Origin of the sequence: Mucilaginibacter rigui (assembly GCF_014773275.1) — a bacterium.
GTDB lineage: Bacteria > Bacteroidota > Bacteroidia > Sphingobacteriales > Sphingobacteriaceae > Mucilaginibacter > Mucilaginibacter rigui_A.
Map to the genome: position 1 here is coordinate 1,116,736 of NZ_JACWMW010000002.1, position 24,363 is coordinate 1,141,098.

Genomic DNA, 24,363 nt, shown 5'->3' on the forward strand with positions numbered 1-24,363 from the left:
AATGCAATTTTTAAACCCCATATGGTTCTTTGCGCTGGCCGCTATAACTATCCCGGTTATTATCCATTTGTGGAATATAAGGCCAGGCAAAACGCTGAAGGTGGGCAGCATCTCACTTATTACCGAAGCCTCAAAAAGTACCAGGCGCAGCTTTAAGCTATTGGATATTTTATTGCTGATACTGCGTTGCCTGTTGTTGATATTAATTGCCCTGCTACTGGCTGCACCTGTTTGGCAGAAGTATGTAGCTACCCAAAAAAAGGGCTGGGTACTTATTCCAAAGGAGAGTTTAAAAGAAACTTATCAAAAATTTAAACCGACAATAGATTCGTTGGATAAGGCGGGCTACGAGTTCCATTATTTTAATAGAGGTTTTGCAAAGCAGGACCTGAAAACTATACTGGCAGATTCATCCTTAAAAGATACAACCATAAACGCCAATTACTGGAGCCTGGTAAAGCAGTTGGAGAACCAGGTTGGCGATGCCCCTGTTTATTTATTTACCCAAAACGGTATCGAATATTTTAAAGGTAGTAAACCCCAGGTAAAGCTGAATGCGCTTCACTGGCAAACCTACACCGCTAAAGATTCTACCGCTAAATGGATAGACAAAGCATTTATAAATAATAACGGGGCTATTAAAGTAATCATTGGTAACAGTATCCCTTCATCAACATATTTTACCACGCAAACCATACAAGGCGGCGGCAATAACGATGTAACTGTTAACGTGCAAAACGGGCAGCCCTTTGTAAGCCTTAAAAATACTGCGCAATCCGTACCGGTTGATACATCTACCCTGCGTATCGCAATCTACACCGATAAACACCAGCTTGATGCCGGTTATCTCAAAGCGGCCTTATCAGCTGCTGCGGATTTTATGGGGCGGAAGTGGGTTATAAAAGAATATAGCTCGCCTGCGCAGATCCCTGCAGGGCAGGCGTGGGTTTTCTGGTTGTCAGAGCAGCCGGTAAAACCTGATCAGTTAAAAAGCAGCAAGAATATTTTTCAATATGAGGCCGGAAAAGTAACCGATGTAACCTCGTGGATAGATCCGGGCCATATTGCTTTGGCTAAAAGGATTAATTCAACAAACAGTTATGAGGCCGTATGGAAAGATGGTTTTGGCAATCCAGTGTTAGTGTCGGGTGGGAACACCTGGCATTTTTACAGCCGTTTTAACCCCTTATGGAGCGACCTGGTTTGGAGCGATGATTTCCCTAAGCTGATGTTAAAACTGTTACTGGGTAATGGTCAAAGCCAACCAAAAGGCCACGAGCGCCGTATCCTTGGTAACCGCCAGCTACAACCGGGAATATTTGCACAATCAATGCCGCAGCTATCATCTAAAACAAACGAACAAACCGATCTTTCAAAATATTTCTGGCTGCTGGCGGTTCTTTTATTCATTGCCGAACGCATCTTGTCGCACAAAAAAACAACAAATAATGGCTGATCAGGGCGGGCTACATAAAATACAGGGACTGCGCCTCCGCTGGATAGTTTACCACATACTGGAAGATGTGCTGCTGTCACTTTACGCGGCATTATATGTTGGCGCTATTATATACTATCTACTTTCGCCATCAATATTGTGGGGAATAATTGTTTTCCCCGTAGCGCTTATTATTTTATTAGCCATAAACCGCCCATGGCAAATGAGCGGGCAAAAAATAGCTGCTTTTTTGAATAAAGAATACCCCGAGTTGCAGGAAAGCAGCCACCTGTTGCTGCTACCCCCTGCTGAACTGAACCCTTTGCAGGTTATTGCTTCCTCAAAAACAGATGCTGTTTTAACCGGCCTTAAAATATCGCATAACCCGTTCGCCAGGCGTTTGGTGGTTGCTTTTATATCGCTTATTGTAGCCACCGCATTTATTTGGGCACTGGGTAAGATCTTTCATATCGAGCGTGTTTTTTACGGTAACAACCGCCCGGTGGCAGAATGCGCGCCGATGCCAAAAGTGGCCGAAAAAGTTTTACCACAGATAAGCAGCGTAAATATAAGCATTGCCCCGCCTGCATATACAGGTAAAGGCAGGCGCGAACAGGATAAATTTAACCTGTCGGCAGAGGAAGGTGCTATGGTAGAATGGCACATCAAAACCAATGTAGCCATCAAAACAGCTTACCTTCTTTTTAACGATAAAGAACACGTTGCTTTAAAAAGCAGCAGCAACGGTACCAACTGGCATGCCACCAAAGCCATTATAAGCCCTGGTTTTTACCAGGTGAGTATTGATGGGAAACTATCCGACTTGTATTATACGCAGGTTGTAAAGGATAGCCCGCCCGTTATCCATATAAAAACGCCAAAGCAATATACTTATATTGATGCAGGCGAAGCACCAAAAGTTACCATAAATGCAGCACTTAATGATGACTATGGCGTTGCCGATGCGGTAATTATAGCCACAGTTGCCAAGGGCAAGGGCGAGGGCGTAAAATTTAAGGAATACAAACTGAATTTTGCGCAGGGTTTTGGCGCGCATAATGCGCAGTATGATGTACAGAAGCTGATCCAGTTGCCGGCCTTGAATGTGGAGCCCGGCGACGAGCTTTACTTTTACGTACAGGCACAGGATACGCATAAGCAGTTGAGCCGTACGGATGTGTACACGGTAAGCGTACAGGATACCGCCGAATTGCTGAGCATGAACGGTATAATCAACGGGGTAAACCTTAAGCCGGAGTTTTTCAGGAGCGAACGGCAGATCATCATTGATGCCGAGCAACTGCTTAAAGAAAAGGATAGCATCAGTGTTGAGAAATTTAATAACCGAAGCAATAACCTTGGTATCGACCAAAAGTTATTACGCCTGCGTTATGGCAAGTTTTTAGGCGAGGAAGGCGAAGATGCCATTGGGGCGCCGAGTAATGACCCAGCAGACCCCGCTGATTTTAGCAACGCCGCCAAAATATTAAAAGAATATACTGATGACCACGATAACGCTGAAGATGCGGGCTTTTTTGAACCGGCTATAAAAGCCCAGCTAAAAGCCACCCTTACCGAAATGTGGAAGGCCGAATTACAGCTTCGCCTTTACAAACCACAGGCGGCATTGCCATTTGCCTATAAAGCTCTGCGGTTACTGAAGGATCTGCAGCAGAAATCAAGGGCGTTTGTGGCCAAAACGGCTTACAATCCGCCTCCATTTAAGCAGGAAAAACGTTTAAGCGGTGAGTTGGATAAAATTATCCAACCCATCAGCAAACAGGATATTAACCCCCCTGCCGATCAGATGGACGCCCTGAAGAAAGCAGTTAATGTTTTGGAGGGTTTGAAAACTAATCCCGTGTTAAGCAGCGGGGATAACCGTATTTTGCAATTGGCTAACCAGCAATTAGGCTTAAAAGCATCTGCACAGCCGGGTGTTTATTTGCCTGCGTTGAACGCCATGCGCCGGATCTTATCAGCTGCCCCGGCAAAAAGTAAAGATGTAGACCTGGTAGAAAGGGCATTACAGCGCACCTTAAGTAAACCTAAAAACATGCCTTCGTCAAATGCTAACATTACGGATATGGGCCTGTCTAAACAGTATTATAAAAACTTAAAACAGGCTAACAGATGATGCAGGGCAGTTGGATATATATGGTTTGGGCGCTCTGTATCTTTATGGCGGTATTATTTGCATGGCTGGAATACCGCCGTGCCAATAAACGCTTTTTGCTGCTGCGGATAGGAGCGGCGCTTGTTGCAGTAGCGGCCTTAGGCTGTATTGTTTTGCCAATAAAATATAACAGCACGATCACCAAATCCATCCAGCATAAAAATATATTACTAACCCAGGGTTTTAATGCGGATAGCCTGCCAGACGGTATAGATACCAGCTTAATAACGTTGGACGCATCCATTAAAAAAGCTTATCCAAAAGTAAAACTCATTAGCGGGTTAGATGAATTGAGTAAAACAGCGCCTTTGCATGTATATGGTAATGGTTTAAGTAAGGATGAATTAGTGCAGCTGGACAGCCTGCCGGTTATCCTTCATGCGGCAAAGATACCTGCCGGGGTAAGCAATATTAGCTGGAATGATCAATTAAAGGCAGGCGAGGTTTTACGGGTGCAAGGCGTATACAATAATACATCGGCACAAAAAGTAAAGCTGGTTTTAAGAGGCTTGAGTACCGGTTTGGATTCCATCATCCTACCGCCAAACGCACAAACACCATTCGGGCTAAGTACCACACCGAAAGCAACGGGTAAAATGGTGTTTACGTTAAATGCTGATACCGCTTTGCAAGGCAGCCTGCCGGTTCAGATACAACCCGTAAAGCCGCTAAAAGTATTAATGCTGTCAGCTTCGCCCGATTTTGAAAGCAAATTTTTAAAGAACTGGCTGAGCGAAAACGGGTATTCGGTAGCCTTGCGCTCCGCCATCAGCAAAGGGAAATATAACAGCGGTTATATCAATATAGCCCAGTTTAATCTGGATAAACTCTCCGCCCAAACACTCGCTCAATTTGATGTGGTTATTGGCGACCTGTCCGTTTTAAGTACCTTAAGCAGTACCGAAAGCGATGTGTTGAAACAGGCCGTTGCCAATAAAGGCATGGGCCTTATTGTACGGGCTGATAGTGCAGGCAAAACATCATGGCTGCAAAAGCAGTTCCCGGTAGACAGGCCTTCGGGCAAGGAACCTGAACCCGCATCGCTTATTATCAATGGTAATAAAAGTGGCTCGGGTAAACTTGCCTATGGGCCTGCTTATATTGTTTACCAGGATGGTACGCAGCCGCTGGTAAAAACAAAGGAGCGTATTCTTGCCGGCCTTGCCTTATATGGCTCGGGCAAAATTGTTTTTACAACCCTTAACAATACCTTTAGCTGGATGCTGGGTGGCAACAAGCAGGATTATACAGAATTATGGTCGGTGTTATTAAGCAAAGCCGCAAGGAAGAACGATGAGGTGAAAAACTACATTCAATTTTCATCATTGCCGGTAAGCAATGAGCCGGTAGTGTTACAGGTATCGCAAGGCAGTTCATCGCCTATTGTTGTAAACAACGAATTGATAGCCCCGGCGCAAAATGCTGATATACCTTTTGAATGGAATGCATCTTACCGCCCTTCAAATGCCGGGTGGCAAAATCTAAAACAGGGCGACAAAATTAGTACATGGTATGCCTATCCTCAAAACGAATGGAAACCCCTGCGATCTGCAGAAAAAACTGCTGCTACCACTCAATATGCAGCCTTGCATCCAAACAGGCATATTGTAACAAAACAGATACAGCAAAAAGTTCGGATTGATGTGCCAAAAATATATTTTTATATCCTGTTGCTGGCAGCATGTACTTTTTTGTGGATAGAAACTAAGATATCATAAAATATATTTTTATGCACTCACCCGGCTCCGGCCGCGTAATATTCGTCACTCGCGATGACGCGAGCGACTGCGCTGAATAAATTTAAAACATTGCCTGCGGGCAGAATTAATAAAAGGAGGACAAACTTTGAGAAGAAGAGACTTTATTTTTTTAACCGGTGTTGGTGCAGGGGCTATGGTGCTCCCGTCACTCAACAGTTTCGGTAAAAACATTGATGTGCAGCAGGCGCTTGAAGGCGTTGATGTGCGCATTAAAAAACAACTGGCTGATGCAGGGCTTAATGCTGCAAAATCTGCCGGGGCCAGCTATGCCGATGTGCGTATTGGCCGTTACCTTAACCAGTTTGTTATTACCCGCGAAAACCGGGTGCAAAACGTGGCGAACACCGAATCGTACGGTGTGGGCATCCGCGTAATTGCCGATGGCTGCTGGGGCTTTGCTGCCACTAATGATGTAACCAAAGAAGGTATTGCAAAAGTTGCCAAACGTGCGGTTGCCGTTGCAAAGGCCAATGCTAAACTGGGCAGTGCGCCGGTACAGCTTGCACCGCAAAAAGGCTATGGCGAAGTAAGCTGGAAAACCCCGATTGAGAAGAACGCCTTTGAAGTGCCTATCAAAGAAAAAGTTGATCTTTTGCTTGGCGCCAACGCGGCGGCTATTAGCGGTGGTGCTAACTTTGTAAATTCAACCGTTTTCGCGGTGAATGAGCAAAAATACTTTGCTTCTACCGATGGTTCATACATTGATCAGGATATCCACCGCATCTTCCCGTCGTTTACGGTTACAAAAATTGATTCGGCTTCAAATTCTTTTCAAACCAGGCGCTCGTTAAGCTCGCCGGTAGGTATGGGCTATGAGTACCTTAACCCTACCGAAAGCGAAAAAGTTACCGGTATTACCACCCGCTATAAAAAGCGTTATGATATGCTGGAGGATATAAAATTTGCCACTAAACAGGCGGCAGAAAAGATAACGGCAAAATCTGTAGACCCGGGTAAATATGACCTTGTGCTTGATCCAAGCCACCTGTGGTTAACTATTCACGAATCTGTTGGCCACCCAACCGAGCTTGACCGTGTGTTGGGCTACGAAGCAAACTTTGCAGGTACCAGTTTCTTAACTTTAGATAAATGGAAATCGGGTAATTTTAATTTCGGCAGCAAGCAGGTAAACGTAACCGGCGATAAAACCGAAGTAGGCTCATTAGGCGCCGTAGGTTATGATGATGAAGGTGTAGGCACCAAAAAATGGGATATCATTAAAGAGGGGACGCTGGTAAACTACCAGGCCATCCGCGACCAGGCGCATATCATCGGTCTGAAAGAATCACAGGGCTGCTGCTACGCGCAAAGCTGGCAGGATGTACAATTCCAGCGGATGCCAAACGTATCATTACAACCGGGTAAAACCCCGCTGAGTGTAGATAATATGATCAAAAACGTTGAGAAAGGAATTTACATTATTGGCGACGGCTCTTTCTCTATCGATCAGCAGCGCTATAACTTCCAGTTTGGCGGGCAGCTTTTTTACGAGATAAAAGATGGCAAAATTGCCGGTATGCTGAATGATGTAGCTTACCAGGCCAACACCCGGGAGTTCTGGAACTCATGCGCGCAGGTTTGTGATGCAAGCGATTACCGCTTGGGCGGTTCATTTAACGATGGTAAGGGCCAGCCAAGCCAAAGCAGCGCGGTGTCGCACGGCTCATCAACAGCAAGGTTTAATGGTGTTAATGTAATCAACACAAAAAGAAAGATCGGATAACGTATGGCTTTATATACAAAAGAACAGGCACAGGCTTTATTAAAGAAGGTGCTTAGCTATTCAAAAGCCGATGAGTGCGAAGTAAGCCTCTTCGGTAGCGAAGGCGGTAATATCAGGTACGCGCTTAACGCGGTATCTACCGCAGGCGATGTAAGCACTACAGGTTTAGCAGTAACATCTGTTTATGGCAAAAAAGCTGGTTCGGCCAGCATTGATGAGTTTGACGATGCTGCTTTAGAGCGTGTTGTACGCCGTTCGGAAGAGCTGGCACAACTGGCACCCGAGAACCCGGAGTATATGCCGATGCTTGGCCAAAGCGAATTTAAAGACTCGATAACCTACAACGCCAATACAGCCGCCATGACGCCCGAAAGCCGCGCCGAAATGGTTGGTAAAAGCTTACAGGTTACCAAAGATGCCAAACTTTTTGCAGCGGGTTTTTTAGAAAACTCTACGGGTTTTAACGCGGTGATGAACTCTAAAGGTTTGTTTGCTTATAACAGGAGCAGCGATGTTACCTTCTCGGTAACTACACGCGATGAGGCAGGCAGTATATCCGGCTATGCCGCACGTGGCTTTACCGATGTTTCAAAACTTGATACAGCCTCGGCAACAGGGGTTGCTACTATGAAAGCAAATGCGTCTAAAGGTGCAAAAGCTATTGAACCCGGTAAATATACCGTGATACTGGAGCCTGTAGCGGCTACTTACATGCTGGAGAATATGTTCCGTTTTGATGCACGCAGCGCGGAAGAAGGACGTAGCTTTTTGAGTAAAAAAGGTGGCGGCACCCGTTTAGGTGAGCAACTGGTAGATCCGAAAGTAAATATCTACTCAGATCCGTTTAATACCGACCTGCCGGGTTCTACCTGGGGTGGTGATGGCTTGCCACGCGAAAAAACCAGCTGGATAGAAAACGGCGTGGTGAAGAACCTTTCGTACTCGCGCTACTGGGCGCAAAAGAAAGGTGTAAAACCTGTGCCCGGCCCAAGCAATATTATTATGGATGGTGGTACTCAAACCCTCGAAGAACTGATAAAAAGTACCGAGAAAGGCATCCTGGTTTCCAGATTGTGGTACATTCGTATGGTCGATCCGCAATCGTTACTTTTAACCGGGCTTACCCGCGATGGTACGTTTTATATTGAGAACGGCAAGATCATGTTCCCGGTAAAAAACTTCAGGTTTAACGAGAGCCCGGTGATTATGCTGAACAACCTGGAAGCCCTTGGCAAACAGGAACGCAGTATTAGCGTAGAAAGCTACCGAAGTTACCTCATCCCGCCGATGAAGATCAGGGACTTTACATTCAGTTCGCTGTCGGACGCGGTGTAAGTATAGAAATATAAGATCAAAAATAAGAAAATGGAAAAGGAGCCACATAGAGTACCAGAAGCAACCGTAAAGGGAAATGCAACAGGCCTTTTTATGATGGCTCTTTTTACTATGATATGGGCAGGTATTGCCTATGGTGGTTTACATGGAACTGCCTACGCTTTATTGTTGTTTATATTCCCTTTATTGAGTATTTATTTTATTGTAAAAGGAGTAGCCTTATTTAGGATAGCTAAGAATTTCCCCAAGCTTACTGATGAGGAAGATATTGCTGAGGAAAAAAGAAGAGGAAAATGGTTCGGTATAGTTTTCGGTGCAGAAGGACTGGGTATATTTATCGGTATCAATATAGTTGTTAACCTTGGCCATCCCGAACTCACTATACCTGTAATTGCATTGGTAGTAGGGCTGCATTTTTATCCTATGGGCAAAATATTTAAACGCACTATAGATTATTACCTGGCTACATGGAGTACCATAATTGCTGTATGCGGCATAGTTTTTACCTTAAAAAAGCTAATGCCTGCTAACTCCATACTTGCTTTTTTAGGCGTAGGGCTTGCTATTGCCACATCATGTTATGGTTTAAATATGGCTAAAAGGGCAGCAAACTTGTTAAGCGTATGAACATTAAAATGAAGCCCTATAAATTTAACTTCTCGCCATTGCCAAAAAGCAATGGCGAATTTGTTTCTATGTAGCCCTCAAAATTTATAGCATGCAAAATTTCCCTGTTATTAGTTCAATTTAACACCCGTTGGTTTATTTTTGCAGGATAAGTATCAGTTTAGCCTTAATGCAACCTGTAAGCTGTTGAAAACAGGCATTAACCATAGTTATGGGTTCGCCTAAATTTTCTTAGTTTTTATGCCTCTTTAAAATCAAAATTCCAGTATTTTAACCATTTTTATAATTTGATAACAATAAATGATGGTAATATGCTGATATAATAGGGTAATTATTAACCAACTCCGATCTATTTATGTGCTACTTTTGAATATCTTAATAAATCAAATATTTACCGCCCATGAAAAAGTTTTGTTTGATGATGTTTTCCTGTTACAGCCTCACCGCCCTGGCCCAAAAACAGGATTATCCCATACAGCCGGTGGCTTTCACTCAAGTGAAACTTACCGACCATTTCTGGACCTCCCGCATCGAAACAAACCGTACGGTAACCATCCCGGCGTCGTTTGAGCGTTGCGAGAGTACCGGGCGTGTAAAAAACTTCCAGATGGCGGCAGAGCATAAGGGCAAATTCTGCACCACCTACCCGTTTGACGATACCGATATATACAAAACAATAGAGGGCGCGTCATATTCACTGGCCCTGCACCCCGATAAAAAGTTGGATCATTATGTAGATTCAATGATTACCATCATTGGCCGTGCGCAGGAACCCGACGGTTACCTGTACACCGCCCGCACTATCGACCCACTGCATGTTGGCCCCTGGCTGGGCACCCAGCGCTGGGAAAAAGAACAGGAGAACAGCCATGAATTATATAATGCAGGCCATATGTATGAAGGCGCCGTCGCCCATTTCCTGGCTACGGGTAAACGTAATCTCCTCAATATCGCCCTCAAAAATGCCGATCTGCTGGTACGAACTTTCGGGGCGGGTAAAAGGCATGTAGCGCCGGGCCACCAGGTGGTAGAAATGGGGCTGGTAAAGCTGTACCGCATTACCGGCAAAAAAGAATACCTGGATCTGGCCAAGTTTTTTATTGACGAACGCGGCCATAAAGAATATAACAAAAAGAGCAAAAACGTGTACGAGAACGGCATTTACTGGCAGGATGACAAGCCTGTTATCGATCAGGATGAAGCCGAAGGCCATGCTGTGCGTGCTATGTATCTGTATTCGGGCATGGCAGATGTGGCTGCTCTAACGGGTGATAAAGAATACCTAGCCGCAATTGATAAGATATGGAACAACATGGTGGGTAAAAAAATGTACGTTCAGGGCAGCATAGGTGCCGTTGGCGATGGCGAACGCTTTGGCGATAACTACGAACTGCCTAACGCCACGGCCTATAATGAAACCTGCGCCGCCATTGGTAACGTATTCTGGAACGAGCGGATGTTCCTGCTGCATGGCGATGCCAAATACATTGATGTGCTGGAGAAAACCCTGTATAACGGCTTAATATCCGGCGTGGGCCTTGATGGCAAATCCTTCTTTTATACAAATGCCATGCAAATCCGCGATGGCTTTAACCACCCCGATATTGAGCGTGAGCGTGCTGGGTGGTTCACCTGCTCATGCTGCCCTACCAACGTGGTGAGGCTAATGCCGTCTATCCCCGGCTATGTCTACGCACAAAATGGTACAGATGTTTACGTAAACTTGTTCATTAGTGGTACTGGTGATATGAAAGTGAACAATAAAGACCTGAAAATAACCCAGCAAAATAATTACCCATGGGATGGAGCGCTGGCCTTTACCGTTAATCCGGCAAGCAGTATGGATCTGAACCTGAAGATCCGCATACCGGGCTGGGCGCAAAACCAGGCTGTACCGTCAGATCTGTATAGTTATCAAACACCATTGAACAAAAAGATCGTGATCAAACTGAATGGTAAACCTATTGATTACCAAATACAGGGTGGCTATGCGGTTATCAGCAAAAAATGGAAAAAAGGCGACAAGGTAGAAATGAACCTGCCTATGGATGTACAGCGCGTTATTGCTACTGATAAGCTAACCGAAGATGCCGGTAAGATAGCCCTGCAGCGCGGCCCCATTATGTACTGTGCCGAATGGAAGGATAACGATGGCAAGGCAGCTAATATCATCGTTCCGCAAAACACAACATTTAGTACTGTTTATAATGCCAACCTGCTAAACGGTATAACTATTATAAAAGGCGATGTGAAAACTATACAGGTTGGTGCCGATGGGCAAAACGTCAGCACTGTAAATAAAACCATGACGGCCATTCCGTATTACAGCTGGGCTAACCGGGGCAAAGGCGAGATGACGGTGTGGTTCCCGCAACAGGTAAAATATATTGAATTGATAACAAGGTAAGCTTTCTGCCTGGGCCAGCCTTGCAAAGGGGGGGTCTTGAAAAAGTAGTGGTCCTCTGTTGAGAAGGGCCATGTGGGGGTAGACAGATGCTAAAAAACGATTTTAAGAACACAAAAAAATAACAACATGAGTGTAATTTGGAAAGGGGTATTCCCAGCGGTAACAACAAAGTTTACCGAGAATGATGAATTTGATTTTGATGCTTTTGATAAAAATATTGAAGCGCAGTTGGAAGCAGGTGCAAGCGGTATTATCATCGGTGGCTCGTTGGGCGAGGCAAGCGTTTTAAACGATGAAGAGAAAATAGAGTTGCTAAAGCACACCGTACAGGTGGTTGCAAAACGCGCTTACGTGGTACTTAATATTGCGGAGCAAACAACCAAAGCTGCCCTGCTTTGTGCCGAAAATGCTGCTAAATATGGTGCCGATGGATTAATGATGCTGCCACCATTACGTTATCTGGCTGATGAGCAGGAAACATTAAACTATTTTGCGGCTGTGGCAAAAAGCACTACGCTGCCTATCATGATCTACAATAACCCGCACGATTATAAGATAGAGGTTACGTTGGATATGTTTGAGGAGCTATCGCAATACAAAAACATCCAGGCGGTGAAAGAATCTACCCGCGATGTGAGCAACGTAACTCGTATGATCAATCGTTTTGGCGACAGGTTTGCCATACTTTGTGGTGTAGATACATTGGCTTTAGAAAGTCTTTTTATGGGTGCTGATGGTTGGGTAGCCGGTTTAGTTGATGCCTTCCCCAGGGAAACAGTTGCCATTTTCAGGTTAGCTAAAGAAGGCCGCATGCAGGAAGCGTTAAAAATTTACCGCTGGTTTTTACCGGTGCTGGAGCTGGATATCCACCCAAAACTGGTGCAGTACATTAAGCTGGCCGAAACGGTTACCGGGCTGGGTACCGAAACGGTTAGGTTGCCAAGGGCTAAAATTACCGGCAAGGAGCGCGACAGGGTTTTGGGTATTATTAACAACGCTGTAAAACACCGCCCCGAACTGCCTGCGGGTAGCTGGGGTGTTGAAGCCGAGATTGATGTGACAGGGGTGAGCTAATATTTAATGTCAGCCTGCATTTTTAAAATAGAGGCATATGATATTTTATTTAATAAATAATGGCGATGTTTTGTCAGTAGCTAAATTTAAAACATCTGATTATAAATACTTTAATAAGTTTTCGCGGCGTTCACGGTTGTAAACGTGAACACTTATACCGCCATTAATTGACAATTGTTATGGGAAGCCTGTTAAAAACTGAGCTTAATACCATAAAACACAATATTATGGAAACACGGAATTTAATCGGATACCAATACATAAAAGGGGATAAAGCTTTCAGAGGTATAAACCCTGCGACAGGTAAAGAGCTTGAAGCAGAGTTTAATGCGGCGAACTTAGCAGATGCAGACAAAGCGATGCAACTGGCCGATAAAGCATTTGCTGTTTACAGTCTTGCAGACGGAAAAACTAAAGCTGCTTTTTTACGCAGCATAGCCGACGAGATAAACGCCCTTGGCGATACCCTGATACACCAAGCCATGGCCGAAAGTGGCCTGCCTGAGGCAAGGTTGCAAGGAGAACGTGGTCGTACAACCGGTCAGCTGAATATGTATGCCAATTTGCTGGAAGAAGGCAGCTGGGTTGATGCAGTGATTGATACCGCTATCCCTGATAGAAAACCTTTGCCACGGGTAGATTTGCGGAGAATGGCGGTGCCTGTTGGCCCGGCAGTGGTATTTGGCGCAAGTAACTTCCCTATGGCGTTTTCTGTTGCCGGTGGCGATACTTGCTCGGCTTTGGCGGCGGGTTGCCCGGTGGTAGTGAAGGCACATCCGGCACACCCGGGTACCAGCGCGCTGGTTGGCGAAGCAGTGAAAAAAGCTGCCGAAAAGCACGGCTTGCCCGACGGGGTTTTCTCTTTGCTTTATGATGATGGCTATACCGTTGGCGAAGCACTGGTAAGACATCCAAAAACAAAAATAGTAACCTTTACAGGCTCGCTTAAGGGCGGTATGGCACTGGTGAAAATGGCGCAGGAGCGCGATGAACCTATCCCGGTATTTGCCGAAATGGGCAGCACCAATCCTATTATATTATTACCAAAAGCATTGGAGAAACGCGCGGAAGAACTGGCAAACCTTTCGGTGGCTATTACCAATAATGCAGGGCAGTTTTGTACGCAGCCGGGTTTGCTGCTAGCAATTAAATCTGATGCATTAGGGCGATTTAAAAAAGCGTTAGGTATCGCAATAGCTAATGTTGATTCCTCAACCATGCTTACACCGGGTATTGCCGCGAACTTTAACAAACTATCAGGCGGTATGATGGTTGATAGTGCGGTTACTGTGATCGCACAATCTGATAAAATAGATTCAGAGAAAGTGAACCAGGGCGTTGCTGTTGTTGCCGAAATAAGCGCGACTGATTTTTTAGCCAACGAAAAATTCAAGGAAGAGGTTTTCGGCCCGTACTCTATGCTTGTTGTTGCCGACGATGCTACCCAATTGGAACAGGTTGTAGATTCATTGCACGGGCAATTAACCGCAAGCATCATGGCCGAAAAAGAAGAGCTATCACACTATAAAAGCATTACAAATAAGTTGGCAAAACTGGCCGGCAGGGTAATATTGAACGGGCCGCCAACTGGTGTTGAGGTAGGCAACGCCATGCAACACGGCGGCCCGTACCCCGCAACATCCGATAGCAGGTTTACCTCAGTTGGTACAGGCGCTATCAAACGTTTTGTGCGCCCGGTATGCTGGCAAAACTGGGAGCATGATCTGCTTCCGGATGAATTGAAAGACGGCAACCCGCTAAATATATGGCGGTTGGTTAATGGGGAAATGAGCAAATAAGTCAGTAGTCCGGAGCCTTGAGTCCAAAGTCAAAGGACTGGAAATTAAGACTTAGAACATTCGACTTAAGACTTAAAAAAACATGAATAAAACTTTCTTCTGTATAGATGCGCATACCTGCGGTAATCCGGTGAGGCTGGTTGCGGGTGGCGGGCCAAATTTGATTGGTGCTAACATGAGCGAAAAACGCCAGCACTTTTTAAAAGAGTACGACTGGATCCGCAAGGGGCTGATGTTTGAACCGCGTGGGCATGATATGATGTCGGGCAGTATATTGTATCCACCTCATGATCCGCAGAACGATGTGGCGGTGTTGTTTATTGAAACCAGCGGTTGCCTGCCCATGTGCGGGCATGGAACTATCGGTACCATCACCATCGCCATTGAGGAAGGATTGATCACACCAAAAGTGCCGGGCACTGTACGCATGGAAGCGCCTGCCGGTTTGGTTCTGATCTCTTACAAGCAGGAAGGCAAAAAGGTAAAATCTGTAAAGCTGGTGAATGTACCAAGCTATTTGGCTGCAGAGAATCTGGATGTTGAATGCCCTGATTTAGGGATGTTAACGGTTGATGTAAGCTACGGCGGAAATTTCTACGCCATTGTAGATGCGCAGGAAAACTTTAAAGGGCTGGAAAACCATACCGCAGATCAACTGATATCATGGAGCCGTGTTTTGCGTCAAAGGATAAACGAAAAATACACGTTTGTGCATCCCGAAAACCCAACCATCAACGGATGTTCGCATATCCTGTGGGCGGGCAAAACCATATCGCCGGAGGCAACGGCCCGTAACGCTGTTTTTTATGGCGATAAAGCGATAGACCGTTCACCCTGCGGTACAGGTACGTCTGCCCGTATGGCGCAATGGCATGCCAAAGGGAAGTTGAAAAAGGGCGATAAGTTCATTCATGAGAGCATTATTGGCAGCCAGTTCATCGGTACTGTAGAGGATGAAGTAATGCTTGGCGATAAACCAGCCATCATCCCCGGTATTGAAGGATGGGCAAAAGTTTACGGCTACAACACCATCAAAATTGATGATGAAGATGACCCGTACGCATTTGGGTTCCAGGTTTTGTAATTAAAAAAACGTCATTGCAAGCGTAGCGTGGCAATCTTCGATAGAAAAGTTCGCTACAAGCATGTCAAGGATTGCCACGCTACGCTCGCAATGACGTCCTGAAAATATTTAACAAGTAATGAGTAAAGCAATAATAATAGGCGGGGGAATAATAGGACTTTTTTCAGCTTACTACCTGAACAAGTCGGGTTGGGAAGTAGAGATATTGGAGCAGGGTGACCTGACCGATAACGCCTCATTTGGTAACGCGGGTATGATAGTGCCCAGTCATTTTATACCATTGGCAGCGCCGGGTATGATAGAGCAGGGCTTTAGATGGATGTTTAATAGTAAAAGTCCATTTTACGTAAAGCCGAGTTTAAACCCGGAACTGATAGGATGGGGACTTAAATTCCTGAAGGCTGCCAATAAGCAACATGTGGAACGTTCGGCAACGGCACTGCGGGATCTGTCCTTACTCAGCAAAAAACTTTACACGGATTTAGAGCAGGATGCCGACTTTGATTTTGGCTTTGCCGATAAAGGCATCCTGATGCTTTTTAAAACCTCGAAGTTTGAAGATGAAGAGCGCCATACCGCTGAAAAGGCTATTAGCCTTGGCCTTGATGCGCAATACCTTACCGCTGATGAATGCCGCAAACTACAGCCAGACATTGAGCTGGACGTATTAGGCGCGGTGCATTACCATTGCGATGCGCACCTGTATCCCAACAAATTAATGGTGGCTCTGGTTAATCATCTTGAAAAGGCCGGGGTAAGGATCCACCGGAATACCCCTGTTACTAAAATAGAACATATCGATGGTAAGATAACCCGGGCTATCAGCAATGATAAAAGCTTTATGGCAGATACCTACGTAATGGCCGGTGGCGCATGGACACCTGCTATTGCCAAACTGGCGGGGCTAAACATCCCACTGATGCCGGGCAAAGGTTATTCTTTTATGGTTGATGAACCACAGCACCGCATGACCATCCCCGCCCTGCTTTGCGAGGCAAGGGTATCGGTAACACCTATGAACGGGCAGATCCGCTTTGGGGGAACTATGGAAATTGGCAAGATAAACCAACAGGTAAATATGAACCGGGTGGCAGGCATCGTGGAATCAATCCCTCAATATTTCCCAGATTTTACGCCTGCCTTACCGCGGCAAAAGGATATATGGTTTGGTTTCCGTCCCTGCTCACCTGATGGTTTGCCTTACATAGGCTTATCGGACAAGTACAAAAACCTGGCTGTTGCCACAGGGCATGGCATGATGGGATTAAGCCTTGCACCTGCAACCGGTAAACTGATTGATGAGGTGATGAATAGCACCCTCCCATCAGCCAGTATCAGCCAGTTTTCGCCAAACAGATATTAATTAGCGATATAGTGAATGACTGAATTAGTGATTTTGCTGAGTATATAAATTACTAATTCACTAAATCGGTCGTTCACTAATTAAATCAATAGGCCGATTTGTGTTTCTTGTTGAAGTCAAAGATCCTGGAGATGGTGAACCCTAAACGGAACTGCCCTTTGCTCCAGCTTGATTGGGTGTTGTTGATATAATTAAATTCGGAGATAGCCTGCGCGTTGGTAAAGTTTATAGTAAAGACGTGCCCGCCTGTTTCGATCTCTATACCTAAACCCAGTCCGTCATAAAATCTGGGATCAACACTATTGTTCCTGTAGTTAGAGAACGGATGCACATAATCTACCACCAACCCCATCCGCTTACTGAATTTTAAACGACCTGCTGCAGATAAGGCGAAGATATTTTTTTCGTTACCTGCTAAAAATGGATAGGGGATGTTATTCCTTAAATAGATGGGCGATACCTGCAGCGATAATGCCGATGAAATTTTACGAGCTATAACCGCCTGCATTAAGTACGAGAAACGGTTTGCATAATCATCAAACATCGTAGTTTCGGTATGGTATGTTTTAAAACCCGTTTTACCTATCAGGGTAACGGCAACGGGCATGCTCTCATCCGTTTTTTGATGCAATATATTGTATTTTAAACCCAGCTCAAGCATCTGTTCAAATTTGCTGCGGCCAAAATCAATATTCAGGTTATCGGTAAGGCCGTATTCAAAACCGATGTAAATGTCAGATGAGTTATCAAGGCCCCAAAGCGTTTTACCGCCACCTGCCGAGCTGCCAATATCACCAAAACGGTGTATCACCAAAAAGTTAAGCTCTTTCTTTTTAACCGTTTCGGTGGTTTGTGATAGTATTAAGCGAGTTGCCTTAAAAGTAGCAATAACAGGCTCACCTTTTTCAGGGGCGCTTAGCGTATTCATTAACGAATCGGTGCTGTTTTTGGCTGCTGTGTCTTTTTTAATGGTTTGGGCTTTTAACAAGCCGGCTGTACATAACAGCGTAATAAATAAGAGGGATTTTTTCATGATAATTATAAGTGTTAGGGATTATTATTTATATGGCGAATAAGTTGCGTTAACCTGCACCTTAATGGTTTCGGCAATGTTGTGGAATACCAGCGTGGGGATCTCTATCTTATGATCTTTACAGGCAACGATAAATTCAGAGGACAGGCTGATAGCACCCCCGCTAACCGTAAGCTTACCCGGAATGGTGCGGCTTTGCTTTACACCGTGTACTTCAAATACTCCGCTGGCCATTACCGGGTACACGCCATCTTTAGTTACATCGGGCGTTTGCGCAAGCTTACCCTTAAAGCTGGCCTGCGGATACTTGTCGCTCTCCATATAGTTCTCGTTAAAATGCTCCTGCATTAAAGCTTTATCAAACTTTAAAGAGCGGATAGGCACGCTGAAGGCAAGCTCGCCGGTAGCGGCATTAAAAACCGAGGTGCCTTTGTCTGTTTTGGCCTCGATATCTTCAATTGGTGCTTTTGAATAGATGCTTACAGTAGCATTTTTACAGACATAGATTTCCTGCCCCGCTTGGTTTGTACTAAACCAGACGAGTAAAATTAGAGCGATATACTTCATGTTTTTTCTAAGGTTTTGTTCCCGGATTTATGTTCCACGTTACGCCTACGGCAACCCCTGCCGATTTCAGATTTACCTGCCCGTAGCCTATGCCCGTAAGCGGTACTTTGTAATATGGCTGCACAGCTACACCAAATTTTGAGCTTATCTCGCGCTGATAAGTCATATTAAGGTTTAGGATGCCCATAATATGTTGGTTCTTGTTACGGATATTGTATGTTGCAGGCCCGCCGGGGTATCCGCCGGCATAGTTGAATGTGTAATTTTCGCGCAGCATAAAATATGACGATAGGCCCGTGCCCATACTGAATTTATTTACGCCTTTGTTATAAACCTGGTAACCCACGTTGATAGGTATATCCAATACAGTACAACTTGCGCTTACACTCTCGGGGTTTGAACTGAATTTGTACGCCGATGTATAGTTGGCGAAGTTTGCCAGATAAGGTTTATCGGCATAAATAGCGCCGGTAGTAATGCTCCACTTACGTGTTACGCCTACAGTTAGCAGCAGCCCCGCATTTGTACCTACTTTTTGCGAAAATCCTTTAACACTGTTAACGTCTGGAGATGCTACAAAGCTTAATGCTAAAGTTGGTTTAAAAGCCATAGCCGCACCACCCGATGCACTATGACGGTATTTGGCCGGTTTTTTATTTGGCTTCACATCATCCATTACCGATACCAGTTCGCGTTTTTTGAGGGTGTCGGCCTGATTGCTATTACTGGCCATTACAGCGGTTTTATCAGTTATAATAGTATCAACCTTAGCATAATTGGCGGCTTTGTCAGTAATCGCAGTATCGTGTTTTGTAACATTATCTACTATGTTATTAGCGGCGTTGTCTGTAACAACACCGGGTGTTTTTGTTATATAGGATGTATTAACGCCATAGGTATCAATTCCGGTAATTTTACGGCCGCCCGGTACAGCAGATAAGGTGAAGAACGATTTACTTTTACGGCTCATATCACCCGCATTCATCGCGCTGCTATCATTCGCCGAAAGCGTATTACTTTTGAGATCTGCCAGTTGCTGCACAGGCGGGCCGTATTTACCGGAATCTTTTTGAACAGGCGCTGTTTTTTTTACCACCTGTGTTGTTTTATCGGGTTTTGATACAGGGTTTAAAAATAACCAGCCAATAACCAGCAGCAACATGGCTGCAATGGTGCTAACCAGTAGTATTAAACTGCGGGTGATACCTTTTGGCTTTTTACCATCAAGCATAGCCTCCATAGCATCCCAGTCCTCCTCCCGGTATGATGCATTGTCGCCAGGCTCGCTTAGGCCCTGGCTAAACAATTTATCAATACTATTTTCTTTTTCCTCTTTCATCTTTTGGTTACGTTATTCACAAAGGAGATGGATAGGTCTGTGTGCTTTGTATGGTTAATGGGTACTATGTTGTCGTTTACTTGTTTATTTATTTGGCCGGGCGTTTTGTTGCTCTCGGTTATCATAATTTTTAATTTTTCCCTGGCCTTATGCAGGTTTGATTTTGAGGTGCCTATGCTAATGTTCAGCATACCGCCTATTTCTTCGTGCGTGTAACCTTCAATCGCAAATAAATTGAATATAGTACGGTATGCACGCGGTAACTGACTTATCATATCCAGTAACTCGTTGTAATTTAAATTCCTGTCGGCAAAATCGGTATCGTTAATATGCTCGGCCTTATCAAGCTCCTCGGTGTAAGCAATTTTTAGGTTAAAGCGATAATAATCTATAGACGTATTAACCATAATACGGCCCAGCCAGGCCTTAAAAGGCTTGGTTATATCATACTTAGTAAGGTTTTTGAATACTTTGTAAAATCCCTGGTTCATGATCTCCGAAGCTTCATACCTGTTGGCCGCGTACCTTAGGCATATCCCCATAGCAAAGCCATAGTAAGCCTTATACAACAGTTTTTGACTCAACCTGTCGTTATTTAAACAGCCTTTTACCAGTTGATATAATTCTTCTTCGCCCATGTTTGGGTTTCTGTTTGCCTTAATTTAACACCTTATCTGCATACATCACGATAGATGTGGTGTAAAGGTTGCCCGCCACGTAAAAAAAATATCTGTTTGTTTGAATAATCATCCGCAGGCCAAATATTAAAGAAATTTAGCTATAATTAAATCAATAACTTAGTAATTTACTAAATGCCTTAATGAAAGTACTGCCTTTTACCATACCTGTGCCCGAGGGGCAAACTATAATTGTGCAGGAAGAGATGCAGAGTCACTTTTATCCGCATCTGCACCGACACGCAGAAATACAGATAACCTGGATAAAACGCGGCGAGGGAACTTTGCTTACAGGTAACAGTATGCATTCATTTAAAGCCGGCGAGGTATATGTACTTGGTGCAAACCTGCCGCATTTATTTAGAAGCAGCCCCGAATATTTTGATGAAAGCAACAAACTGGATGTGCAGGAACTTACCATATTTTTTGACCCCACGGGAAAACTATCGGCTTTGTTTGACCTGCCAGAGATGCAGGCCGTAAAAACATTTTTTGAAAAATGGCAGGTGGGGTTTAAGATCCCGGTTGAGGTAACGGGTGCTTTTAGGGAGCAAATTGATATGGTACAGCATACAAGGGGCGTTTACCGCATGTCGGTATTTTTAAGGATGGTTAACCTGTTGATGGGGATAGAAAACCTACAACCCTTATCGGTTGCCAGCCATACCCAACCCCTTACAGACCCTGAGGGTATGCGCATAGCATCGGTATTAAATTATATTATGCATAATTACAGCAGCACCCTAACGCTTGAGGATGTTGCCCTGCAGGCTCATTTAACCCCCAATGCATTTTGCCGCTATTTTAAGAAACATACCCGGTTAACATTTGTGGCCTTTGTAAATAAGGTACGGGTAAACCAGGCCTGCAAACTGCTTATAAACGGTGAATTGAATACTATTGCCGATATTGCCTACAGTTGCGGTTTTAGCAGCATTAACAATTTTAATTTAACGTTTAAAAAAATAATGGGCAAATCGCCAAGAGATTACGTGAATGATTACACCCACAGGGTGAAGTAAAGGGATTTTTATAACTATATTTAGGTATGAAAAAGCTATTCTACCTGTTAATACTGCTTTCGGCCTGTAAAAGTAACCCGGATAAAAAGTTGGAGGCTACCGTACAGCCCGATTCTTCCGGGGCAATGAGACCTGCCGACACTACTTTTTTATTGAAAGAGGCGCAGAAAGGTTTTTATCATGCAGTTTTCATCGAAAAGAACAGGGAATCAAAAGTATATAAGCGTTTACTTGATTTTAAGTATGACCATTACGATAGCATAGCATATAACGAAAACTATAAAATACTTAAAGTGAAGTTTAAAAAACCGCTTAAAAAGTATGATGTAGCAAGCCTGGGGCAAGATTGGTTACCTTTATACGCCTATAAAGGCAAATATTATTTATATGCGCCAAGCGATTGGGGAAACACAGGCCGGCGCAGACTTACGGATAGTACACTAACTTATTGGAGCGTTGACGGCCCCGATCTGAAGCCCCTGCTAAGTTTTAAAAAAATAAACGATAGTAAATATTCACTCACATCGCAGCCCTTTTACCAGTTTGTAAAAAAGTCAAACATCAATATCTATATTATCGACCCTAAAAACAAGGTGGCTGTTTGGGAAGATACAGCCTTACCGGCAGACTATAGATACGGTTTGTATGTGCCGGTACAATTTGCTCAAAATTTTGATATGGTACACAATTACTGCAAAACCGACAAAATGCCCGAGTTTGTATTTGATAAGATAGATTTTAAGGCGCTTATCAAAGGGTTTAATTAACGGGAGTTTTATAATAATAAATAGGTGCATATATACCTTCGCTGGTAGTATAATAACCTTTGCCATCGTGTGTAAAAGCAATAGCTTCACCTTGCTTTTCCTGTTTGTAAGGCAATTCACGCGGTTCTTTTTTCAGAGTTTGCCAAATAGGCTCGGCTGCAGCGCGGTGCCAGTAAAAAACCTTTTCGTAGTTCCTCACCAGTATCTGCTTACCATCCGCCGATACATCCGCAGCTGTTATCCATTTAAAGGGTTTTAATCCTTTAAAGAACAGTTTGCCTCTAAATGCAAGGGTAAGCGTATCATTTGCTTTGTATTTAAGCGGCGTAGTATAAACACCAACACTATCGCCCCGTTTAGTAATAATGTATAAAAGTTTTTCAATAGGGTCTATAGTCATGGCTTCTGCATCTTTTGCGCCGTCGGGATATTTTAAGTGTTGTGGTATAGGTACTGCGTGCGCAATGCCATCTGTCCCCCAGTTTTTCCGTTCTTCCATGCGGTAAACGGTTATATAGTTTCTGCGGGCGTCATTGTCGCCAATATCGCCCATATAAACATAACTTTTGTTCTTAACCGGCCCGGGGCCTACGGCAATGTCCTCGCAATCTATCACCCCACGACCGCGCACCTTTATATCGCCGGTATAGTATACGGTGGTTTTTAATTTACCATCGGCAGTAATGGCAAAAAAACGGCTGGTATCGCCGCTATCATTATGGGCATAATAAATACCGGGATTTAAGGCCGATGCTGCCAGGCCCGAGGTTTCATCCATTTCTTTTGAATATAAATGGCTTTCGGGTAATTGCTTATTATCAACTAAGCGGTGCTTGGCAAATGCCGCTATAAAACACAGGGCAAGTATGGGTGCAAATATTTTTAAAGTTTTACTTTTAAACATAACTAAGCATATAGAACAAAAAACGGCCCATATTATTATGGGCCGTTCTGTTATATGTTAAAATTAGCTTTTACGAGTTTTGTGAGGTTAATGCGGGTTCTTTTGCAAAGCTCATTTCTGCATCAGGTTTCGATACATCGGTAATGGCTACTTTACCGCGCTCTTTACGTAGTATACGGTTAAATAAGGAGATCTCCCTATCAAATAAAAACTGGAAGAAAAGTTTGGTCCAGGAGGTATGATAGTATAAAGTATCGTAGTATTCGGGCGCAGTTTTTTTGATCTCCGGCAGTTTATTCCAAGGTATCGACGGGAAATCATGATGCTCGTTATGGAAACCTACGTTAAATGCTACCGCATTAAAGTTACCATAATAGCTGTAAGTTTCCTGCTCAACGCTGTGGGTTAAGTAATGCTCCTGGATCCAGCGGGCGCCAAGTGGGTGTAAACCTACCGAGAACGAGAAGCTTAACAGCAGGAAAGCTAATGCATGCCAGCCCATAAAATAGTATATAACACCGGTAAATACAGCCTGTACTATCCAGTTGGTTAATATCCAGCCATCAAAAGGGTGTATCTCGCGCAGGCGCGATAGACGGAACAACTGGAATATCGGGAAGAATAATAGCCATAAAGCTTTACCAAAAAACGAGTTGTTGATCAGTTTTGCCTCCCATCGGTTTGGCAAATCAGCGTCTAACTCATGTATCCCCTGGAATGAATGGTGTTTGATATGATATTTTTCGAACGATATAGCGCTTGGCAGTATTTGCGGCAAGTTGGCAAGCATGGATGCCCAGCGGTTGGCGTTACGGTTTTTAAATAATAATTGGTGGGTACACTCATGTATCATTACAAACAATGCATGGTCTGCAAAGGCACCTAATAAATAGGCCGCGCCAAATACCAGCCACCACGATTGATCGCGCAGAAACCAAGCCAGTATAACCTGGAAGGCTACAAGCCCTACAATAGCCCAAATGGTTTTTGGGTTTTTACCTATTAAATTCCTTAACTGCGGAAACTGCTTCAGTATCTTTTTGGTACGTATACGGTGCGGTTCCGACTCCTGGGAATAAACAAAATCAGTCTTCTTCATATTAGGGTTAAAACGATGAAGATAAGAATAACGTGTTAAAAAAATGATTTAATTATGAAAATTCAGTAATTTGTGTGGAAAAACGCCCACTTTTATAAACTTTAAAGAAATTAATTTCTTTAAAGTTTTCATTTGTTAAAGGGGATTTATAAAAAAATTAACCAGTAATACT

19 protein-coding genes are annotated in these 24,363 nt (G+C 44.1%); 13 read left to right on the top strand and 6 right to left on the bottom strand.

Going from position 1 to position 24,363, the window contains the following annotated elements:
* Position 1 precedes the first annotated feature (1 nt).
* The 11 genes from IDJ75_RS11985 (at position 2) to IDJ75_RS12035 (ending at position 16,783) form a co-directional block, all read left to right on the top strand.
* Complete coding sequence (locus IDJ75_RS11985) at positions 2-1,456, top strand: BatA domain-containing protein (RefSeq protein ID WP_191175855.1); 1,455 nt, start codon at positions 2-4, stop codon at positions 1,454-1,456.
* Positions 1,449-3,572, top strand: a complete 2,124-nt coding sequence (locus IDJ75_RS11990) for a hypothetical protein (protein ID WP_191175856.1) — start codon at positions 1,449-1,451, stop codon at positions 3,570-3,572. The genes IDJ75_RS11985 and IDJ75_RS11990 overlap by 8 nt, the downstream gene beginning before the upstream one ends.
* 44 nt (positions 3,573-3,616) lie before the next feature.
* Positions 3,617-5,329 carry a hypothetical protein gene (locus tag IDJ75_RS11995; protein ID WP_191175857.1) on the top strand — a complete coding sequence of 571 codons (1,713 nt, stop codon included), beginning with the start codon at positions 3,617-3,619 and terminating at the stop codon, positions 5,327-5,329.
* 127 nt (positions 5,330-5,456) lie between these two features.
* A complete protein-coding gene (locus tag IDJ75_RS12000) occupies positions 5,457-7,094 on the top strand; it encodes a TldD/PmbA family protein (RefSeq protein WP_191175858.1) in 1,638 nt (545 codons plus the stop codon).
* A 3-nt stretch (positions 7,095-7,097) separates the two neighbouring features.
* The gene (locus IDJ75_RS12005; protein ID WP_191175859.1) at positions 7,098-8,429 is read left to right on the top strand and encodes a TldD/PmbA family protein; all 1,332 of its coding nucleotides are present in this window, start codon (positions 7,098-7,100) and stop codon (positions 8,427-8,429) included.
* 30 nt (positions 8,430-8,459) lie between these two features.
* Positions 8,460-9,056 (top strand): hypothetical protein, encoded by a 597-nt coding sequence (locus IDJ75_RS12010; RefSeq protein WP_191175860.1) that lies wholly within the window; start codon positions 8,460-8,462, stop codon positions 9,054-9,056.
* A gap of 400 nt (positions 9,057-9,456) precedes the next feature.
* A complete protein-coding gene (locus IDJ75_RS12015) occupies positions 9,457-11,463 on the top strand; it encodes a glycoside hydrolase family 127 protein (RefSeq protein ID WP_191175861.1) in 2,007 nt (668 codons plus the stop codon).
* 126 nt (positions 11,464-11,589) lie between these two features.
* Positions 11,590-12,537 carry a dihydrodipicolinate synthase family protein gene (locus tag IDJ75_RS12020; protein WP_191175862.1) on the top strand — a complete coding sequence of 316 codons (948 nt, stop codon included), beginning with the start codon at positions 11,590-11,592 and terminating at the stop codon, positions 12,535-12,537.
* Between the two features lie 227 nt (positions 12,538-12,764).
* A complete protein-coding gene (locus IDJ75_RS12025) occupies positions 12,765-14,336 on the top strand; it encodes an aldehyde dehydrogenase (NADP(+)) (protein WP_191175863.1) in 1,572 nt (523 codons plus the stop codon).
* An 82-nt stretch (positions 14,337-14,418) separates the two neighbouring features.
* On the top strand, positions 14,419-15,420 hold the full coding sequence (locus IDJ75_RS12030; protein WP_191175864.1) for a 4-hydroxyproline epimerase: 1,002 nt from the start codon (positions 14,419-14,421) through the stop codon (positions 15,418-15,420).
* 118 nt (positions 15,421-15,538) lie between these two features.
* Positions 15,539-16,783, top strand: coding sequence for an NAD(P)/FAD-dependent oxidoreductase (locus IDJ75_RS12035; protein WP_191175865.1), 1,245 nt, complete (start codon positions 15,539-15,541; stop codon positions 16,781-16,783).
* Positions 16,784-16,868: 85 nt separating this feature from the next.
* On the opposite strand, the gene IDJ75_RS12040 is transcribed toward IDJ75_RS12035, so the two are convergent.
* The 4 genes from IDJ75_RS12040 to IDJ75_RS12055 are packed head-to-tail and all read right to left on the bottom strand — an operon-like array spanning position 16,869 to position 20,360.
* Positions 16,869-17,816, bottom strand: a complete 948-nt coding sequence (locus tag IDJ75_RS12040; RefSeq protein ID WP_191175866.1) for a DUF5777 family beta-barrel protein — start codon at positions 17,814-17,816, stop codon at positions 16,869-16,871.
* Between the two features lie 24 nt (positions 17,817-17,840).
* Positions 17,841-18,383 (bottom strand): YceI family protein, encoded by a 543-nt coding sequence (locus IDJ75_RS12045; RefSeq protein WP_191175867.1) that lies wholly within the window; start codon positions 18,381-18,383, stop codon positions 17,841-17,843.
* A 7-nt stretch (positions 18,384-18,390) separates the two neighbouring features.
* Positions 18,391-19,722 (bottom strand): hypothetical protein, encoded by a 1,332-nt coding sequence (locus IDJ75_RS12050; RefSeq protein ID WP_191175868.1) that lies wholly within the window; start codon positions 19,720-19,722, stop codon positions 18,391-18,393.
* Positions 19,719-20,360 carry an RNA polymerase sigma factor gene (locus IDJ75_RS12055; RefSeq protein WP_191175869.1) on the bottom strand — a complete coding sequence of 214 codons (642 nt, stop codon included), beginning with the start codon at positions 20,358-20,360 and terminating at the stop codon, positions 19,719-19,721. The genes IDJ75_RS12050 and IDJ75_RS12055 overlap by 4 nt, the downstream gene beginning before the upstream one ends.
* A 182-nt stretch (positions 20,361-20,542) precedes the next feature.
* On the opposite strand from IDJ75_RS12055, the gene IDJ75_RS12060 reads away from it, so the two are divergent.
* Both IDJ75_RS12060 and IDJ75_RS12065 read left to right on the top strand, forming a co-directional pair.
* Positions 20,543-21,421 (top strand): AraC family transcriptional regulator, encoded by an 879-nt coding sequence (locus IDJ75_RS12060; RefSeq protein ID WP_191175870.1) that lies wholly within the window; start codon positions 20,543-20,545, stop codon positions 21,419-21,421.
* Between the two features lie 26 nt (positions 21,422-21,447).
* Complete coding sequence (locus IDJ75_RS12065) at positions 21,448-22,188, top strand: hypothetical protein (RefSeq protein WP_191175871.1); 741 nt, start codon at positions 21,448-21,450, stop codon at positions 22,186-22,188.
* On the opposite strand, the gene IDJ75_RS12070 is transcribed toward IDJ75_RS12065, so the two are convergent.
* Together IDJ75_RS12070 and IDJ75_RS12075 are read right to left on the bottom strand one after the other, a co-directional pair.
* Entirely contained in the window at positions 22,181-23,092 is a 912-nt protein-coding gene (locus tag IDJ75_RS12070) for a hypothetical protein (RefSeq protein WP_191175872.1), read from the bottom strand. The genes IDJ75_RS12065 and IDJ75_RS12070 overlap by 8 nt on opposite strands.
* A gap of 70 nt (positions 23,093-23,162) precedes the next feature.
* Positions 23,163-24,191 carry a fatty acid desaturase gene (locus tag IDJ75_RS12075; protein WP_191175873.1) on the bottom strand — a complete coding sequence of 343 codons (1,029 nt, stop codon included), beginning with the start codon at positions 24,189-24,191 and terminating at the stop codon, positions 23,163-23,165.
* Between the last annotated feature and the right edge of the window lie 172 nt (positions 24,192-24,363).

Coding starts and splice junctions, on each gene's coding strand:
- IDJ75_RS12065 (WP_191175871.1), top strand. CDS start 21,448: ATGAAAAAGCTATTCTACCTGTTAATACTGCTTTCGGCCTGTAAAAGT.
- IDJ75_RS12020 (WP_191175862.1), top strand. CDS start 11,590: ATGAGTGTAATTTGGAAAGGGGTATTCCCAGCGGTAACAACAAAGTTT.
- IDJ75_RS11995 (WP_191175857.1), top strand. CDS start 3,617: ATGGCGGTATTATTTGCATGGCTGGAATACCGCCGTGCCAATAAACGC.
- IDJ75_RS12035 (WP_191175865.1), top strand. CDS start 15,539: ATGAGTAAAGCAATAATAATAGGCGGGGGAATAATAGGACTTTTTTCA.
- IDJ75_RS12075 (WP_191175873.1), bottom strand. CDS start 24,191: ATGAAGAAGACTGATTTTGTTTATTCCCAGGAGTCGGAACCGCACCGT.
- IDJ75_RS12050 (WP_191175868.1), bottom strand. CDS start 19,722: ATGAAAGAGGAAAAAGAAAATAGTATTGATAAATTGTTTAGCCAGGGC.
- IDJ75_RS12030 (WP_191175864.1), top strand. CDS start 14,419: ATGAATAAAACTTTCTTCTGTATAGATGCGCATACCTGCGGTAATCCG.
- IDJ75_RS11985 (WP_191175855.1), top strand. CDS start 2: ATGCAATTTTTAAACCCCATATGGTTCTTTGCGCTGGCCGCTATAACT.
- IDJ75_RS12025 (WP_191175863.1), top strand. CDS start 12,765: ATGGAAACACGGAATTTAATCGGATACCAATACATAAAAGGGGATAAA.
- IDJ75_RS12070 (WP_191175872.1), bottom strand. CDS start 23,092: ATGTTTAAAAGTAAAACTTTAAAAATATTTGCACCCATACTTGCCCTG.
- IDJ75_RS12015 (WP_191175861.1), top strand. CDS start 9,457: ATGAAAAAGTTTTGTTTGATGATGTTTTCCTGTTACAGCCTCACCGCC.
- IDJ75_RS12005 (WP_191175859.1), top strand. CDS start 7,098: ATGGCTTTATATACAAAAGAACAGGCACAGGCTTTATTAAAGAAGGTG.
- IDJ75_RS12060 (WP_191175870.1), top strand. CDS start 20,543: ATGAAAGTACTGCCTTTTACCATACCTGTGCCCGAGGGGCAAACTATA.
- IDJ75_RS12010 (WP_191175860.1), top strand. CDS start 8,460: ATGGAAAAGGAGCCACATAGAGTACCAGAAGCAACCGTAAAGGGAAAT.
- IDJ75_RS12055 (WP_191175869.1), bottom strand. CDS start 20,360: ATGGGCGAAGAAGAATTATATCAACTGGTAAAAGGCTGTTTAAATAAC.
- IDJ75_RS12040 (WP_191175866.1), bottom strand. CDS start 17,816: ATGAAAAAATCCCTCTTATTTATTACGCTGTTATGTACAGCCGGCTTG.
- IDJ75_RS12045 (WP_191175867.1), bottom strand. CDS start 18,383: ATGAAGTATATCGCTCTAATTTTACTCGTCTGGTTTAGTACAAACCAA.
- IDJ75_RS11990 (WP_191175856.1), top strand. CDS start 1,449: ATGGCTGATCAGGGCGGGCTACATAAAATACAGGGACTGCGCCTCCGC.